General features: G+C 64.0%; 12 protein-coding genes, 1 tRNA gene and 1 pseudogene. 7 read left to right on the plus strand and 7 right to left on the minus strand.

Annotated elements, in window-relative coordinates; translation table 11 throughout:
* Window positions 1-160: 160 nt before the first annotated feature.
* The 4 genes from ACNANG_RS24715 (at window position 161) to ACNANG_RS24730 (ending at window position 3,772) form a co-directional block, all read left to right on the plus strand.
* Window positions 161-1,330 carry an ATP phosphoribosyltransferase regulatory subunit gene (locus tag ACNANG_RS24715; RefSeq protein ID WP_420225249.1) on the plus strand — a complete coding sequence of 390 codons (1,170 nt, stop codon included), beginning with the start codon at window positions 161-163 and terminating at the stop codon, window positions 1,328-1,330.
* 65 nt (window positions 1,331-1,395) lie between these two features.
* The gene (locus ACNANG_RS24720; RefSeq protein WP_420225250.1) at window positions 1,396-2,691 is read left to right on the plus strand and encodes an adenylosuccinate synthase; all 1,296 of its coding nucleotides are present in this window, start codon (window positions 1,396-1,398) and stop codon (window positions 2,689-2,691) included.
* A gap of 81 nt (window positions 2,692-2,772) precedes the next feature.
* Window positions 2,773-3,309 (plus strand): phosphoribosyltransferase, encoded by a 537-nt coding sequence (locus tag ACNANG_RS24725; RefSeq protein ID WP_179587597.1) that lies wholly within the window; start codon window positions 2,773-2,775, stop codon window positions 3,307-3,309.
* Window positions 3,310-3,433: 124 nt separating this feature from the next.
* A complete protein-coding gene (locus ACNANG_RS24730; RefSeq protein WP_420225251.1) occupies window positions 3,434-3,772 on the plus strand; it encodes a hypothetical protein in 339 nt (112 codons plus the stop codon).
* A 134-nt stretch (window positions 3,773-3,906) separates the two neighbouring features.
* On the opposite strand, the gene ACNANG_RS24735 is transcribed toward ACNANG_RS24730, so the two are convergent.
* Window positions 3,907-3,991, minus strand: a tRNA-Leu gene (locus ACNANG_RS24735).
* A gap of 79 nt (window positions 3,992-4,070) precedes the next feature.
* Here ACNANG_RS24735 and rnr point away from each other — a divergent pair.
* The 3 genes from rnr (at window position 4,071) to ACNANG_RS24750 (ending at window position 8,541) form a co-directional block, all read left to right on the plus strand.
* Window positions 4,071-6,515 (plus strand): ribonuclease R, encoded by a 2,445-nt coding sequence (gene rnr, locus ACNANG_RS24740; RefSeq protein WP_420225253.1) that lies wholly within the window; start codon window positions 4,071-4,073, stop codon window positions 6,513-6,515.
* Between the two features lie 85 nt (window positions 6,516-6,600).
* Window positions 6,601-7,353 carry a 23S rRNA (guanosine(2251)-2'-O)-methyltransferase RlmB gene (rlmB, locus tag ACNANG_RS24745; RefSeq protein ID WP_420225255.1) on the plus strand — a complete coding sequence of 251 codons (753 nt, stop codon included), beginning with the start codon at window positions 6,601-6,603 and terminating at the stop codon, window positions 7,351-7,353.
* Between the two features lie 132 nt (window positions 7,354-7,485).
* On the plus strand, window positions 7,486-8,541 hold the full coding sequence (locus ACNANG_RS24750) for a threonine aldolase family protein (RefSeq protein ID WP_420225256.1): 1,056 nt from the start codon (window positions 7,486-7,488) through the stop codon (window positions 8,539-8,541).
* A gap of 149 nt (window positions 8,542-8,690) precedes the next feature.
* Here ACNANG_RS24750 and fdhD read toward each other — a convergent pair whose 3' ends face one another.
* The 6 genes and pseudogenes from fdhD to lexA form a co-directional block, all read right to left on the minus strand.
* Window positions 8,691-9,632 carry a formate dehydrogenase accessory sulfurtransferase FdhD gene (gene fdhD, locus ACNANG_RS24755; RefSeq protein ID WP_420225257.1) on the minus strand — a complete coding sequence of 314 codons (942 nt, stop codon included), beginning with the start codon at window positions 9,630-9,632 and terminating at the stop codon, window positions 8,691-8,693.
* The gene (locus ACNANG_RS24760; RefSeq protein ID WP_420225259.1) at window positions 9,629-9,871 is read right to left on the minus strand and encodes a hypothetical protein; all 243 of its coding nucleotides are present in this window, start codon (window positions 9,869-9,871) and stop codon (window positions 9,629-9,631) included. Before ACNANG_RS24760 ends, fdhD begins: the two co-directional genes overlap by 4 nt.
* A complete protein-coding gene (locus tag ACNANG_RS24765) occupies window positions 9,852-12,194 on the minus strand; it encodes an FdhF/YdeP family oxidoreductase (protein WP_420225260.1) in 2,343 nt (780 codons plus the stop codon). Before ACNANG_RS24765 ends, ACNANG_RS24760 begins: the two co-directional genes overlap by 20 nt.
* 205 nt (window positions 12,195-12,399) lie before the next feature.
* Window positions 12,400-12,981, minus strand: coding sequence for a hypothetical protein (locus tag ACNANG_RS24770; RefSeq protein ID WP_420225261.1), 582 nt, complete (start codon window positions 12,979-12,981; stop codon window positions 12,400-12,402).
* Window positions 12,982-13,171: 190 nt separating this feature from the next.
* Window positions 13,172-13,327, minus strand: coding sequence for a hypothetical protein (locus ACNANG_RS24775; RefSeq protein ID WP_420225262.1), 156 nt, complete (start codon window positions 13,325-13,327; stop codon window positions 13,172-13,174).
* A gap of 13 nt (window positions 13,328-13,340) precedes the next feature.
* Window positions 13,341-13,983, minus strand: a pseudogene (gene lexA, locus ACNANG_RS24780) (transcriptional repressor LexA).
* Window positions 13,984-14,357: the final 374 nt, after the last annotated feature.

The raw sequence follows: 14,357 nt of genomic DNA on the forward strand, positions 1-14,357 counted from the left end.
AATCGTTTCCTGCGTAGTGCACCGTTCAAGTGCGCCACGTTTCATGGATTCCACCCCGACACAAGCTTGGAAGAAGCGGTTGATGGGCTTGCACTGTGTGCACCCCCGTAGCCGCTTTTTTCGTCCATTGATTTTTCATCGTCTTTACCGAGAATCCCGCATGGGCAAATGGCTGTTGCCCGAGAGCCTGGCAGATATTTTGCCGGCCGAGGCCCGGCGCATCGAAGAGTTGCGCCGACTCCTGCTAGACCTGTATCGCACCTACGGCTACGAGCTGGTGCTTCCGCCGTTGGTCGAATACCTCGACTCGCTGCTGTCCGGCAGCGGTGGCGATCTGGATCTGCACACGTTCAAGCTCGTCGACCAGCTTTCGGGCCGGTCGCTGGGCATCCGCGCCGACATGACGCCGCAAGTCACGCGTATCGACGCGCACTTGCTCAATCGTGCCGGCACGACGCGTCTGTGCTATTACGGCAGCGTGCTGCATACCTTGCCGCGGGGCCTGTGGGCCACGCGCGAGCCGCTGCAGATCGGCGCCGAAATCTACGGCCATGCCGGTCCTGAAGCGGATATCGAAGCGCTGCAGCTGGCGGTCGAGAGCGTGCGCCGCGCGGGCGTGCCGAGCTTTCGCGTCGACCTGAGCCACCTGGGCGTCGTGCAGGCGCTGCTGGACGCCGACCCGGCTGCCGCGGCGCTGTCCGACGTCATCTTCGGGCTGCTGCGTGACAAGGACGTTCCTGGACTGGCCGCGCTGGCCGACCAGCTGCGTCCGGACACCGCCCACGCACTGCAGGTCCTGCCGACCTTGTACGGCGACCTGGATGTGCTGCAGCGGGCACGTGAGGTCCTGCCCGCCCTGCCGCAGATTGCTCGGGCGCTCGACGCCCTGGCGACACTCGGGCGGGCGCTGGGTGACCAGCAGGTGGGTATCGACCTGGCCGACGTGCATGGTTTCCAGTACCACACCGGCATCGTGTTCGCGGTGTACTGCCCGGGCTGGCCGAACGCCATTGTCCGGGGCGGCCGGTATGACGACGTCAGCGAGGTCTATGGCCGCGCGCGTCCGGCTACCGGTTTCAGCCTGGATCTGCGCGAACTGGCGGGACTGTTGCCCGCGCCGATCGCCACGCCGGCCATCAGCGCGCCATGGGGCCTGGAGCCTGCCCTGGTGCACGCGGTTCGAACGCTGCGCGACGCGGGTCATATCGTCGTCCAGGTTCTTCCAGGCCACGAGCACGAGCAGCAGGAATTTCTGTGCGATCGTGCGTTGGTCTTGCGTGACGGCAACTGGCAGGTCGTGCCGCTGTCGTCCCCCCAGACTGCGTCGTAGGCGCATCTTCCTTATTTGAAATCTGAGCGCCCGTCGCGGGCTTACTAAAGAGAAGCAGAATCAGCATGGCTAAGAATGTCGTCATTATCGGAACCCAGTGGGGCGACGAGGGCAAAGGCAAGATCGTCGACTGGCTGGCCGAGTCCGTCCAGGGCGTCGTGCGTTTCCAGGGCGGTCACAATGCGGGCCACACCCTGTGGATCGACGGCAAGAAAACCATCTTGCGCCTGATCCCGTCGGGCATCATGCATGCCGGCGTGACCTGCTACATCGGCAACGGCGTGGTGTTGTCGCCCGAAGCGCTGCTGCGTGAAATCGACGAACTGGAAGCCGCCGGTCTGGAAGTCCGCAAGCGCCTGCGCGTGTCGGAAGCCTGCCCGCTGATCCTGCCTTACCATGTCGCGATCGACCAGGCGCGGGAAGCGCGCAAGGGCGACGCCAAGATCGGCACGACCGGGCGGGGCATTGGCCCGGCCTACGAAGACAAGGTGGCCCGCCGCGCCATTCGCGTGCAGGATCTGTACGATCCGGCCGCGTTCGACGCGAAGCTGGAAGAAGTGCTGGAATATCACAACTTCGTGCTGGTGAACTACCTGGGCGGCAAGGCGGTGGACGCCGCCGAAGTACGCGACCAGGCAATGGCGCTGGCGCCGGTGCTCAAGCCAATGGTGGCTGACGTGGCCAATGAGTTGTTCGAAGCGTCGGCTGCCGGCAAGCGCCTGCTGTTCGAAGGCGCGCAAGGCGCGCTGCTCGACGTCGATCACGGCACCTATCCCTTCGTCACCAGCAGCAACTGCGTCGCGGGCGCTGCCTCGGCTGGCGCGGGCGTGGGTCCGCAAACGCTGGAATACGTGTTGGGCATCACCAAGGCCTACGCCACGCGTGTTGGCTCGGGTCCGTTCCCGACTGAACTCGACGACGACATCGGTGCGCATCTGGCCAAGGTCGGCAAGGAGTTCGGTTCGGTTACCGGTCGTCCGCGCCGTTGCGGCTGGTTCGACGGCGCCGCGCTGAAGCGTTCGATCCGCCTGAATGGCATTTCCGGCCTGTGCATCACCAAGCTCGACGTGCTGGATGGTCTCGAGACCATCAAGCTGGGCGTCGGCTACAAGGTGAATGGCGAGTTCCGCGACGTGCTGCCGTATGGCGCCGCCGCGGTGGCGAACAGTGAACCCGTATTGGAAGAAATGCCTGGCTGGACCGAGTCCACGGTGGGCGTGACGGAATACGACAAGCTGCCGGTCAATGCGCAGAACTACCTGAAACGTGTCAGCGAAGTCTGCGGCGTAAGCATCGACCTGGTGTCGACCGGGCCCGACCGCCTGGAAACCATTGTGCTGCGTCACCCGTTCAAGGCCTGAAGTCGCAGGTCTTGCCTGTGATGCACCATGCCCCGGGCGGGTTCCGGGGCTGTTTTTTTATCGATAAGCATCAATAACGACATGTCAGAAGATAATGACAAGCACCTGTGGGTCAGCTGGGACAAGTATCACCACCTGATCGAGCAATTGGCCCTGACGGTGCATCAGTCGGGTTGGAAGTTCGACCAGATCGTCTGTCTGGCGCGCGGCGGTGTGCGCGTCGGCGATGTCCTGTCGCGGATTTTCGATGTTCCCCTTGGCATTCTCGCTACGAGCAGCTATCGCGAGGCCGCAGGGACGGAGCAGGGCGCATTGGACATCGCCCAGTTCATCACGATCACGCGCGGCTCGCTGGGCGGCAACGTCCTGTTGGTCGACGACATGGTCGACACGGGCAACACGTTCGACAAGGTCCATCAACATCTGCTGTCGCAGTTCTCGGCCATTACCGAAATGCGCACGGCGGTGCTGTGGTTCAAGGGGCACTCGAAAGTCGTGCCCGATTACTACGTCGACAAGCTGCCTACCAATCCCTGGATCCATCAGCCGTTCGAGGACTACGACACGCTCCGTCCTTTCCAGCTGGAAGCCTGGATCCGCAAGGGCGAGGCCGGTTGACCGGTTCTCTTGCATGGGCCGGCGCGAAGGCGCCGGCACACCCCCGGGGGCATCGCACGGCGATTCCTGTCGTGTTGCCGCCCACGGCGCAGGCCCGGCTTGCCTGCGCAGCATGATACGAACGGTGTATTCTATTCAGGCCGGAAACAATGCCCGGTGGAACACCGCTCCAGGTGCGTCCCTGACGTCTTCCTTTGACTTTTTGTTCGAGCTGCCTCTGCCCCTGGCCTCTGCGTCGCTGAGCAACACGTTTGAAACTCGTGGCTTCGACACGACGTCGAATCGCTGCGGGATCACCGACACCCCGGCGATTGCAGTTGAGCTGCGTGCGGACCGCATGGGTGCGGACGCAATGCATGCGGATACCCTGCCTGCCAACGGCATGCAAGCAGACTCCACGCGTGCAGACACCACGCAAGCAGACATCATGCGCGCAGACGCAAAAAGCCCGTCATTGCGATGAACACATGTTCGTGGAACACGCGTTCAACCCAATGTACGGGCGACTTTGCCGCGCTGTCGGTCCCAAAACCACAGGGCACTGACAGTTTGCTTCATGCCGATCTGATCACTGACGATCAAACGACTGATATTCGTTGGTGCCCAGAAGAGGACTCGAACCTCCACACCTTTCGGCACACGGACCTGAACCGTGCGCGTCTACCAATTCCGCCATCTGGGCACTGTTGTGATGAACGTTCAACGCATTCGTTGGCGTCGCTCAACAACCTAGCCGCGCATTCTATAGAGATTTTTGACCTTTGACAAACCGATCGCATAACAATTCGCCCAGCGCACCTCAGGACTATGATCCAGAAGTGCCGACGCGCGAAAAGATCCTGGCCACACTGCGTGAAGCAGACGGCCCGCTGTCGCCGGATGAGCTGGCGACGACCCTGGGTGTCGACCCGCAAAGCATCGGCTTTCAACGCCGCCTGGGCGCCATGGAGCGCGACGGGCAACTGATGCCCAACCGCAAGGGCGTGCTGCTGCTGGCCGACAAACTCGACTTCATTGCCGGCCGCGTGCAAGGCCATCGGGACGGCTTCGGCTTCCTGATTCGCGACGATGGCAAGGCCGATATCTTCCTGACACCGAAGGAAATGCTGAAGGTCCTGCATGGGGACCGCGTCCTGGTGAAGCTGTCGGGCAATGATTATCGCGGCAAGCCTGACGGCATCATCGTCGAGGTCATCGAACGCCGCACCAATCGGCTGGTAGGCCGCTTCCTGAACGAACGCGGGTTGTACATCGTCGTGCCTGAAGACCAGCGTATCAAGCATGACGTGCTGATCCACGAAAGCGACATTGCCGATGCGCAACATGGCCAGGTGGTCATGGTGGAGATCGTCGAGCAGCCTACGCGTCACAGCCAGCCCATGGGCCGGGTGGTGGAAATCCTTGGCGAGATCGACGATCCGGGAATGGAAATCGAGATCGCCGTGCGCAAGTTCAACGTGCCGCATGAATTCTCGGAAGCCGCACTGGCCCAGGCCGCCAAGCTGCCGAACGAAGTGCGCCGCGGTGACCTGGCCGGTCGAATCGACCTGCGCGACGTGCCGCTGATCACGATCGACGGCGAAGACGCGCGCGACTTCGACGACGCGGTGTACTGCGAACCTGTCGAACTGGGCACCGGCACGCGCAAGCGCCCCGGCTGGCGTCTGATCGTGGCCATTGCCGACGTCGCCAACTACGTGGTGCCCGGCAACGCGCTGGACGTGGATGCGCTGGAGCGGTCGACCAGCGTGTACTTTCCGCGCCGCGTGATTCCGATGCTGCCCGAAAAGCTGTCGAACGGCCTGTGTTCCCTGAACGAGCATGTGGACCGTCTGGTGCTGGTGTGCGACATGGTCATTCCGGCCACGGGATCCAAGGCTGGCACGGTGCAGGCCTACCAGTTCTACAACGCCGTCATGCATTCCCATTCGCGCACGACCTACAACGAGGTCTGGAGCGCCTTGCAGATGCCGCATGGCCCGGCTGCGCGCAAACACGAACACGTGTTGCCGCAAATCGGCAACCTGTACCAGTTGTTCCTGGTATTCCAGGAAGCCCGCAAGGCCCGTGGCGCGATCGATTTCGACACCGTCGAAACCAAGATCGTCTGCAACGAGGTAGGCCGCATCGAAAGCATCGTTCCCTATGTGCGCAACGACGCGCACAAGGTGATCGAAGAATGCATGCTGGCCGCCAACACCTGCGCGGCCGACTTCATGGAACGCAGCAAGCATCCGGGCCTGTTCCGCATCCATGAAGGCCCGACGCCCGAAAAGCTGGCATCCCTGCGTCAGTTCCTGAAGACGCTGGGGCTGTCGCTGGGCGGCGGCGAAAAGCCGACTGCTGCCGACTATTCGGCGCTGCTGGCCAGCACCAAGGGCCGTCCCGACGCGCCGCTGCTGCAGACCATGTGCCTGCGGTCGATGCAGCAAGCCATGTACAGCCCTGACAACGCGGGCCACTTCGGCCTGTCGTATCCCGCCTACGCCCACTTCACGTCGCCGATCCGCCGCTACCCCGACCTGCTGACGCATCGCGTGATCAAGGCGCTGCTGCAGGCAAAGCGGTATGTGCCGCAGGCCCTGGACGGCGGCGCGCCGGTCGTCGCCGAAAGCATCAAGGAACACGAGCACGCCCTGTGGGAAAAGCTGGGTCTGTTCTGCTCGAGCAACGAGCGCCGCGCCGACGATGCGTCGCGCGATGTCGAAGCGTGGCTCAAGTGCTGGTTCGTCCGCGAAAAGGTGGGCGACGTCTTCAGCGGCACCGTCACCGGTGTGGCGACCTTTGGCGTGTTCGTCACCCTGGACGATCTGCATGTGGAAGGGCTGGTGCACGTGTCGGAGCTGGGCGCCGAGTACTTCCAGTTCAACGACTCGCTGCACGAGTTGCGCGGAGAACGCACCGGCATGCGCTATCGCCTGACCGACAAGGTGCAGGTCCAGGTGGCGCGTGTGGACCTGGAAGCGCGCCGCATCGAGTTCAAGCTTGTGAAGGGCGTGAGCTACGAAGGCATCCGCAAGGCGCTGGCCCGTGACGATAAGCCTGCCGAAGAGGACAGCCGTCCGCGCAAGGCGGCGGCTCCCAAGCCGGCCGGCCTGAAAGGCCAGACGCTGAAAGCGGCGCGGCGTCCTTCGGATGACGGACCCTCGTCCAAGCCCGGCAAGCGGGCGGCCGGTAACAAGCGGACGGCGCGCAAGCGGCATTGATCGCTTCGCCGGTCGGGGGTTTTTGGTTTAATAGCGGTGAACGGCGCTGCCTGAGCAGCGCCGCATGTTTTTCAGGAATCAAACTATGGCAGCCAGCCAGATACTGATCGGGTTCCATGCGGTGTCGGCGCGTTTGCGCTTTGCGCCCGAATCGATCAAGGAACTCTACGTCGAAGCCATGCGCCGGGACCGCCGCATGCTCGCCCTCATCGAACAGGCGCAGGCCGCCGGCAAGTCGGCGCGCGCCGTCGGCATGGAACGCCTCGAAGGCCTGGCCAAGGGCCAGCGCCACCAGGGCGTCGTGGCGCTGGCCGACTCGCTGGAACTGGCGATGGACATCGACGAAGTGCTCGATGACGCGACCGAACCCGCCTTCGTGCTCGTGCTGGACGGCGTGACCGACCCGCACAACCTGGGCGCCTGCCTGCGCACGGCCGACGGTGCCGGTGTGCAGGCGGTGATCGCGCCTCGCGATCGCGCCGTCGGCATCAACGCCACCGTGCAACGGGTGGCCTGCGGCGCTGCCGATACGGTGCCTTACCTGACGGTCACCAACCTGGCGCGCACGCTGCGTGCGTTGAAGGAGCGCGGTGTGTGGGTGGTCGGTACCGATGACGAGGCGGAAAAGTCGATGCATGACATCGACGCTACGCAGCCCATCGCCTGGGTGCTGGGCGCCGAAGGGGAGGGCATGCGCCGCCTGACCCGCGAAACGTGCGACGAACTCGTGAACATTCCCATGGCGGGATCCATCGAGAGTCTGAACGTCAGCGTGGCCTCGGCCGTATGCATGTATGAAACCGTGCGTCAGCGCGCGGCCAAGAAAGCGGCAAAGTAGGGTTGATGCAGTGACCCTGACACGGTGGGTCGGGGTGCTGCCGTTGGTATCGCTGCAACCGTCGCCATGTGCGGCAGGCTTCGACTGAAACGACCTCCATCCGCAGCACGGCTAATCTTCAGGAAGCGGAATATGCATTTCGGCAGCGACAACATGGCGGGGGCGTCGGCGCCCGTGCTGGAGGCCGTGATGGCCGCGAACGAAGGCGCCGTGTCGTCGTACGGGAACGACCCGTGGTGTGACGCCGCCCGTGCCCGGTTGGCCGACATCTTTGACCATGACGTCAAGGTGTTCTTTGCCAGCACCGGCACGGTGGCCAATTCGCTGGCGCTGGCGGCACTGGTGCCGCCGTGGGGCGCGGTGCTTTGCCATCGCCAGGCCCACGTCCTGATGGACGAATCCAGCGCGCCTGAATTGTTCACGGGCGGCGCCCGTCTGGTGACCTTGCCCGGTGATGCGCCCAAGGTCACCGCGGCGTCCTTGCGGCGCGGCTTGCGCGTTGCGCCGCATGCCCCGCACAACGTGGTGCCGCGCGCGCTGACGCTCACGCAGGCCAATGAAAACGGTCTGGTGTATACCCCCGACGAACTCATGGACATCGGGGCTGCCGCGCGTCAGCTTGGTTTGAAGATCCATATGGATGGCGCGCGTTTTGCGAATGCGCTGGTGGCGCTGGACTGTGCGCCTGCCGACATCACGTGGCGGGCGGGGGTTGACGTGCTGTGTCTCGGGGCATCAAAAAACGGCGCGCTGATGGCGGAAGCCATCGTGTTCTTCGATGACACGGCGGCTGTGGATTTCGACTTCCGCCTGAAGCGCGCCGGCCAGATGGCGGCCAAGGGGCGCTTCTTTGGCGCGCAATTTTCAGGATGGCTGGCCGATGACCACTGGCTGCATCTGGCCCGTCATGCCAACACCATGGCAAGGCAGCTGTCGGATGGCCTGGCTGGCGTGCCGGGCGTGGAACGGGTCTGGCCTACCGAAGCCAATGAAGTGTTCACCATCGTCCCGGCGCTGATGGCGGAACGGCTGCGGGCCGAAGGCGCCGTGTTCTATGACTGGACGCCCGACGCCTTGCCTGAAGGGCGGGAGATTGGCAGCGACGAGGCGTATGTCAGGTGGGTGTGTTCGTTCAACACGCGGCAGGAGGAAGTGGACGAACTGCTGGCCCGCGCGCGGGCGGTGTGATCCCGACCGCTGGGCCAACGTCACGCTGCACGCCGCTCTCCGAATTCGGAATGTCGAACTTCGAAGCCATACGGGTCCTGAATCGCGCGTATCGCAAGACAGGTTCGACGCATCGCCGCAGCTGGGCCGGGGAAGTCGTCAATGGGCGCTCATGCGACGAAACGCGTCATTCCCTTGGGCGGCCGGCAAAAGGAATACAGCGCCATGCCGGCCTGGGTCGCCAGTTCGATGGCCAACGCGCTGGGAGCCGAAATCGTCGTCAATGCCGGGTATCCCATTCGCGCGCACTTGCGCACCAGTTCGTAACTCGCCCGGCTGGACATGGCCACGAAGCCCTCAGGTACGGTGCCGCCATCCGCTTCCTGTGCGAGCCAGCCAATCAGTTTGTCCAGCGCGTTATGTCTACCGACATCTTCCATGACCTTATAGAGGGTGCCATCAGGCAGGGCCCAGGCCGCGGCATGCACGCCGCCGGTCAGTGCATTCAAGGGTTGTTGGTCGGGCAAGGCGGACATGGCGGACATGACCGTGTCCAGGGACAAGGCACGTGTCCAGGCCGGCCGAGCGACCGGACCGCTGTGCAAGTCCAGTGCCGCCAGGCTGTCGATGCCGCACAGGCCGCAGCCGGTGCGGCCGGCCAGCGAGCGGCGGCGGTCTTTGAGCCGGGCGAATTCGGCGGACCCGATGGTCAGGTGAACCTCGATACCCAGCGAGCTGCCGTGCAGTTCAATGTCGCGGCAGGCGTCGATGCCATCCAGAATGCCTTCCGACAAGGCAAAGCCCAATGCAAAGGCTTCCAGGTCAGCGGGGGTGGCCATCATCACGGCGTGCGAGATGCCGTTGAACACGAGTGCGATCGGCGTTTCTTCGGCAACGATGACGTCGATCGCCTTGTCGATCTCTGGCGTGGCACGCTGCGCAGCGACGGTGCGTGATGCCGGCACGGTCGTCAGGTCAGCGTAGCCATCCTCGCCCTTGGCGCTCCACCCGCAAGGGGCGGCAGTCCCGTCCCCCGCAGTAGCGCTGCTGCTACCGTTCGCGCGACCGAATGCCTGCGCGGCGCTTGAATGAGCCTGGTCGTCCGTCGTCATGGCTGCTGCAGGGCCTGACGGCCTGCCGGCGTGATCGTGATATTCCATACGCCGTCCGTCTGTTCGACGCGCACCCAGCCTGGTCCGCGTCGGTTGCCAAAGCCATCGCCCATCAAGGCCAGCGCGCGCAATACGACGCTGGCCCGTTCGCCCAGGCGTTTGGAGAGCTTGGGGAGCGACACGCCCGTGGGGTATTCCTGCAGGATGGCGAGTAAGGCTTCAGGCGAGGGTGTTTGCATCGGTGGTCGACGTCGAGTCGCTCCGGGCGTGGGCATGATGCGGCGTCAGCATGACCGGGATGGATTTCGAAGTTGGAGTGCGCGCCTGGTCCGCAAAGCTGGACAGGGGCACCAGGCCGTTCGTCTCGGGATAGTAGCTTGCGATACAGCCCCGCGGAATCGCGTATTCCACGAGGAGAAAACGGTCCGCCCGACGCTTCCTGCCCTCGGTGTCGATGCTGGTCAGGTCTACCCAGTCGCCCGCCTTCATGCCCAACGCCCGAATGTCGTCGCCGTGGATGAACACCACGCGGCGATGACCGTACACGCCGCGATAGCGGTCGTTCATGCCATAGATGGTGGTGTTGTACTGGTCGTGCGAGCGGACCGTGGCCAGGTTGAACACGAGGTCATCGGTGTGCTGGCGCGCCTGGTGGATGGGCAGGTCCCGCGGGATGGGCTGCGCGAAGAAATTCGCCTTGCCGGTAGGCGTGTTCCATACCCGTTCGGATGCCGTGTTGCGCAACCGAAAACCGCCAGGATGCCGCAGCTTGTCGTTGAAGCCGGCAAAGTCGTCGAACACCTGTTCGATGAGCCCACGAATTCGGTCATAGTCTTCGACGAGGCCCAGCCAGTCGATCCGGCTGTCGGGCAGCGTGGCCTTGGCCATGCGCGCGACGATGGCCGGTTCGGACAGCAGATGGTCCGATGCTGGCGGATTGATCCCCGAGGACAGGTGCACCATGCTCATGGAATCTTCCACGGTGACGCCCTGCGCGCCGCCGGCCTGCAGGTCGATCTCGGTGCGACCCAGGCAGGGCAGGATCAACGCGTCCTTGCCATGCACGAGGTGGCTGCGGTTGAGTTTGGTCGAAACGTGCACGGTCAATGCGCATCGACGCAGCGCGGCTTCGGTCACGGCGGTATCGGGCGTGGCGCTGGCAAAGTTGCCGCCCATGCCGATAAAGACACTGGCCTTGCCGTCACGCATTGCCTGGATGGCGGCGATCGTGTCGAAACCGGCGGTGCGCGGTGTCTGGATGCCGAACACGGCGTCAAGGCGATCCAGGAACGCCTGCGAGGGCTGTTCGTAGATCCCCATGGTACGGTCGCCTTGCACATTGCTGTGACCCCGCACAGGGCAGGCGCCCGCACCTGGCCGCCCGATGTGCCCGCGCAGCAGCAACAGGTTGGTGATCATCTGGATCGTGGCGACCGAATGTTTGTGCTGCGTAATGCCCATGCCCCAGCATGCAATCACGGCCTTGGCGGCAAGGTAGGTTTCGCCCGTGGCGCGCAGCTGGGCTTCGGGCAGTCCGGATTCGGCCTCGATCGCTTCCCAGCTTTCGGCACGGATGTCGGCCACGAAGATGTCGAAGCCATGCGTGTGTTCGGCAATGAACGCCGTATCGAGCACGCGCGGCTGACCGGCCGCCACGGCGGCGTCGTCGGCCTCGATCACATGCTTGATGATGCCCTTGATCGCCGCCAGGTCGCCGCCGATGCGCAACTGGTGATAGTCGGTGCTGATGAAGTTCGAGCCCAGGCCCAGCATGGCCATCGGGCTTTGCGGATTGGCAAACCGTTCGAGCCCGCGTTCACGCAGCGGATTGAAGGAAACGATGCGCGCGCCACGTTTGGCGGCGGCGCGCAGTTCACCCAGCATGCGCGGATGGTTGGTGCCGGGGTTCTGGCCGAAAATGAAGATGGTGTCGGCACGCTCGAAGTCGTCCAGCGTGACCGTACCTTTGCCCACGCCGATGCTGGACCGCAGGCCCGTCCCGCTCGGCTCGTGGCACATGTTCGAACAATCTGGAAAATTGTTGGTCCCGTACTCGCGCACGAACAGCTGGTACAGGAACGCAGCCTCGTTGCTGGTTCGGCCCGACGTGTAGAAGATCGCCTGATCCGGATCGGGCAGGGCGCGCAGGTGCCGGCCAATGGTGGCGAAAGCGTCGTCCCAGCTGATCGGGACATAGGTGTCCGTACCGGCGTCATAAGCCAGGGGCTCGGTCAGGCGGCCCTGGTCCTCCAGGAAGAAGTCGCTTTCCTTGAGCAAGGTCGAGACGGTGTGTGTCCTGAAGAAGTCGGCGGTCGCGCGGCGCGACGTGGCTTCGGCGGCAACCGCCTTGACACCGTTTTCACAGAATTCGAAGGTGGACGCGTGATCGCGGTCCGGCCATGCGCACCCAGGACAATCGAAACCGTCGGGCTGATTGGCCGACAGCATGGTCTTGGCGCCCTTGGCCGGAATGCCATGCCCCAGCAATTGGCTGGCGACGCTTTTGAGTGCGCCCCAGCCGCCGGCCGGGTGGCGATAGAACTCGATCTTCTGGGTTTTCATGAGAGTGCCTGTGGTTGCGCTGCGTGGCCGAGACGTCACGTACCCGGGAAGAGGCCCGGCGGCACGGCGTAGCCAGCAACCTCACATGTTAACGAATTGGCTGGCCGAACTGGCAAATACCCCTGCGGTCCTGTCATGCGGCGTCGAGCGAACGAAAAAAGCGACCCGCCGGGTCGCCCTGTACGACAGACTCGTTCAGTGGATATCAGTTCATCAAACGGCCGGCACCCGGCTTGCCTGGCACGACCGGCGTGTCGGGCGTACGGCGACGTTGCTTGAACGGCCACGGGCTGCGGGCAGGCGCGGTTGCTGAGCCGGCACCGGCGGCGTGCCCCAGGGGCTCGGCTGCGGCCAGCGAGGCCGTTGACGCGGCGGCGGCCGCAGCGGCTGACGCGGCGGATGCAGCGATATTGGCGGCGATGTGGATCAATGACGTACGCAGCGACGCGCGGGGTTCCGGTACCGGGCGGGCAGCCTTCTGGTTGGCAAGCAGGGCTTTGGCGACGCCGCTGGCTGGCGGCGTTTGCCGCGTGCGCAGGCGGACTTGCGGCACGGGCAGGCTCAGACTGATGACCGGATGGGCGTTTGGCCTGGCGTGGTCGATACGCTGCAGCTGCACCGTGTCACCAATGGGCGACCTGACCTGCAACTGCAGCGGCGCGGTCGACACCGACGAGGCGGGCAACTGGTCCTGGCTGTCGCCTGCGCTGAACAGGAAGACCGGGCAGCGGGACAGACGGCCGGCCAGTTGCAAGGTGCGAATGACGTTGGCGTCGGCCGCGGCCAAGGGGGCATCCAGACCACGACCGCGCCAAACATGGCGTCTTGCAGGTCAGCTTCGATCGACGCCATGCCTTCGAGCGGCGAGGCGCTGCGAACGATACGGACATGGTTCAGGTCGATGCCATACTGGATCAGCGTGGGGGCATAGGACAGATAGGCAGGTACGAGCAGGGCAACCGTACGCCCGGTTTGCGTCAGCTGCCGCAGGCATGGCGCCAGCAGGCGCAGTTCCCCGCGCCGTTGCGCGGGATCAGGATCTGCGTTACGCCGGCCGCGGGCCAGCCGCCGTCGGGGAGGGCGGCGTCGAGCGTTGCAAAGCCGCTGTGGATGCCAGGGCGAGTCACGGTCATGGTCAATCTCCGGTTAGTGGAGGATGCCGGCGCGGATGAGACCGACGGCAATGCCTTCCACAGCAAAGTCATCGCGGTCCCGGCTGACTTCGATAGGCTGGAAGTCGGGGTTTTCAGGCAGCAACTGCAGGCCCGCGGAGGTGTGTTTGAGGCGTTTGACGGTCACTTCGTCGCCCAGCCGGGCCACGATGATCTGGCCGTCGCGGGCCTCGGTCGTTTTCTTGACGGCGAGCAGATCGCCTTCCAGGATGCCGGCGTCACGCATGCTCAGCCCGCGCACTTTCAGGAGGTAATCCGGACGCATCGAAAAGAGGGCTTCGTCGACGCCTATGCTCTTGTCGATATGTTCGGCGGCAAGGATCGGGCTACCTGCCGCGACACGTCCCACCAGGGGCAACATCAGTTGGGCCAGCGCGGCTGGGAGCGCAAGCGGTTCCGCAACGGGTTCGTTTACCAGGCGGATGCCACGCGACGTGCCCGCAGCCAGTTCGATCACGCCTTTGCGCGCCAGGGCTTTCAGGTGTTCTTCGGCCGCGTTGGGCGAACGAAAGCCCAGCTGCTTGGCGATTTCGGCGCGGGTGGGGGAAACCGGTAAGGCGGATGGCCTGACGGATCAGGTCGAGGATTTCTTGCTGACGGGCAGTAAGCTTGGGCATGGTTGCTCCGCAAAAGCCGCTGTAGCGGTAGGGACTAGCGGTACTGATAGGCGGTACTGACTAGCGACGACGCTGGAAGACTGACGCTGCTCTGTACGTTTATCCAGTAGCTGTATTTTTATACAGTGCTCCGCTTTGCGCAAGCGAAAGCTGGACAGCGATGTCCATGGGCGTGTTGTTTGACCGTACTGCCACGCCGCTCTTGCTTTCTCCGCCCGGGTCAGCAATAATCATGGGCTAACTTTTTTGCGCGATGCTGCGCAAACGTCGGCGCCACGGTGCGCCGCTCCGATCCCGCAAAGTGTCTGCGTTATCGATGTGAAGCCAGGCGATTGAACGCCCGGCGGCCTTTTGGCCTGCTTTTTTACCGAAGC

It is taken from the genome of Pigmentiphaga litoralis (assembly GCF_048632615.1).
GTDB classification, from domain to species: Bacteria; Pseudomonadota; Gammaproteobacteria; order Burkholderiales; family Burkholderiaceae_B; genus Pigmentiphaga; species Pigmentiphaga litoralis_B.

Excerpts from the sequence above, each read along its gene's own strand:
- ACNANG_RS24715 (WP_420225249.1), top strand. The coding sequence starts at position 161 with ATGGGCAAATGGCTGTTGCCCGAGAGCCTGGCAGATATTTTGCCGGCC.
- ACNANG_RS24720 (WP_420225250.1), top strand. The coding sequence starts at position 1,396 with ATGGCTAAGAATGTCGTCATTATCGGAACCCAGTGGGGCGACGAGGGC.
- ACNANG_RS24725 (WP_179587597.1), top strand. The coding sequence starts at position 2,773 with ATGTCAGAAGATAATGACAAGCACCTGTGGGTCAGCTGGGACAAGTAT.
- rlmB (WP_420225255.1), top strand. The coding sequence starts at position 6,601 with ATGGCAGCCAGCCAGATACTGATCGGGTTCCATGCGGTGTCGGCGCGT.
- ACNANG_RS24750 (WP_420225256.1), top strand. The coding sequence starts at position 7,486 with ATGCATTTCGGCAGCGACAACATGGCGGGGGCGTCGGCGCCCGTGCTG.
- fdhD (WP_420225257.1), bottom strand. The coding sequence starts at position 9,632 with ATGACGACGGACGACCAGGCTCATTCAAGCGCCGCGCAGGCATTCGGT.
- ACNANG_RS24760 (WP_420225259.1), bottom strand. The coding sequence starts at position 9,871 with ATGCAAACACCCTCGCCTGAAGCCTTACTCGCCATCCTGCAGGAATAC.
- ACNANG_RS24765 (WP_420225260.1), bottom strand. The coding sequence starts at position 12,194 with ATGAAAACCCAGAAGATCGAGTTCTATCGCCACCCGGCCGGCGGCTGG.
- ACNANG_RS24775 (WP_420225262.1), bottom strand. The coding sequence starts at position 13,327 with ATGACCGTGACTCGCCCTGGCATCCACAGCGGCTTTGCAACGCTCGAC.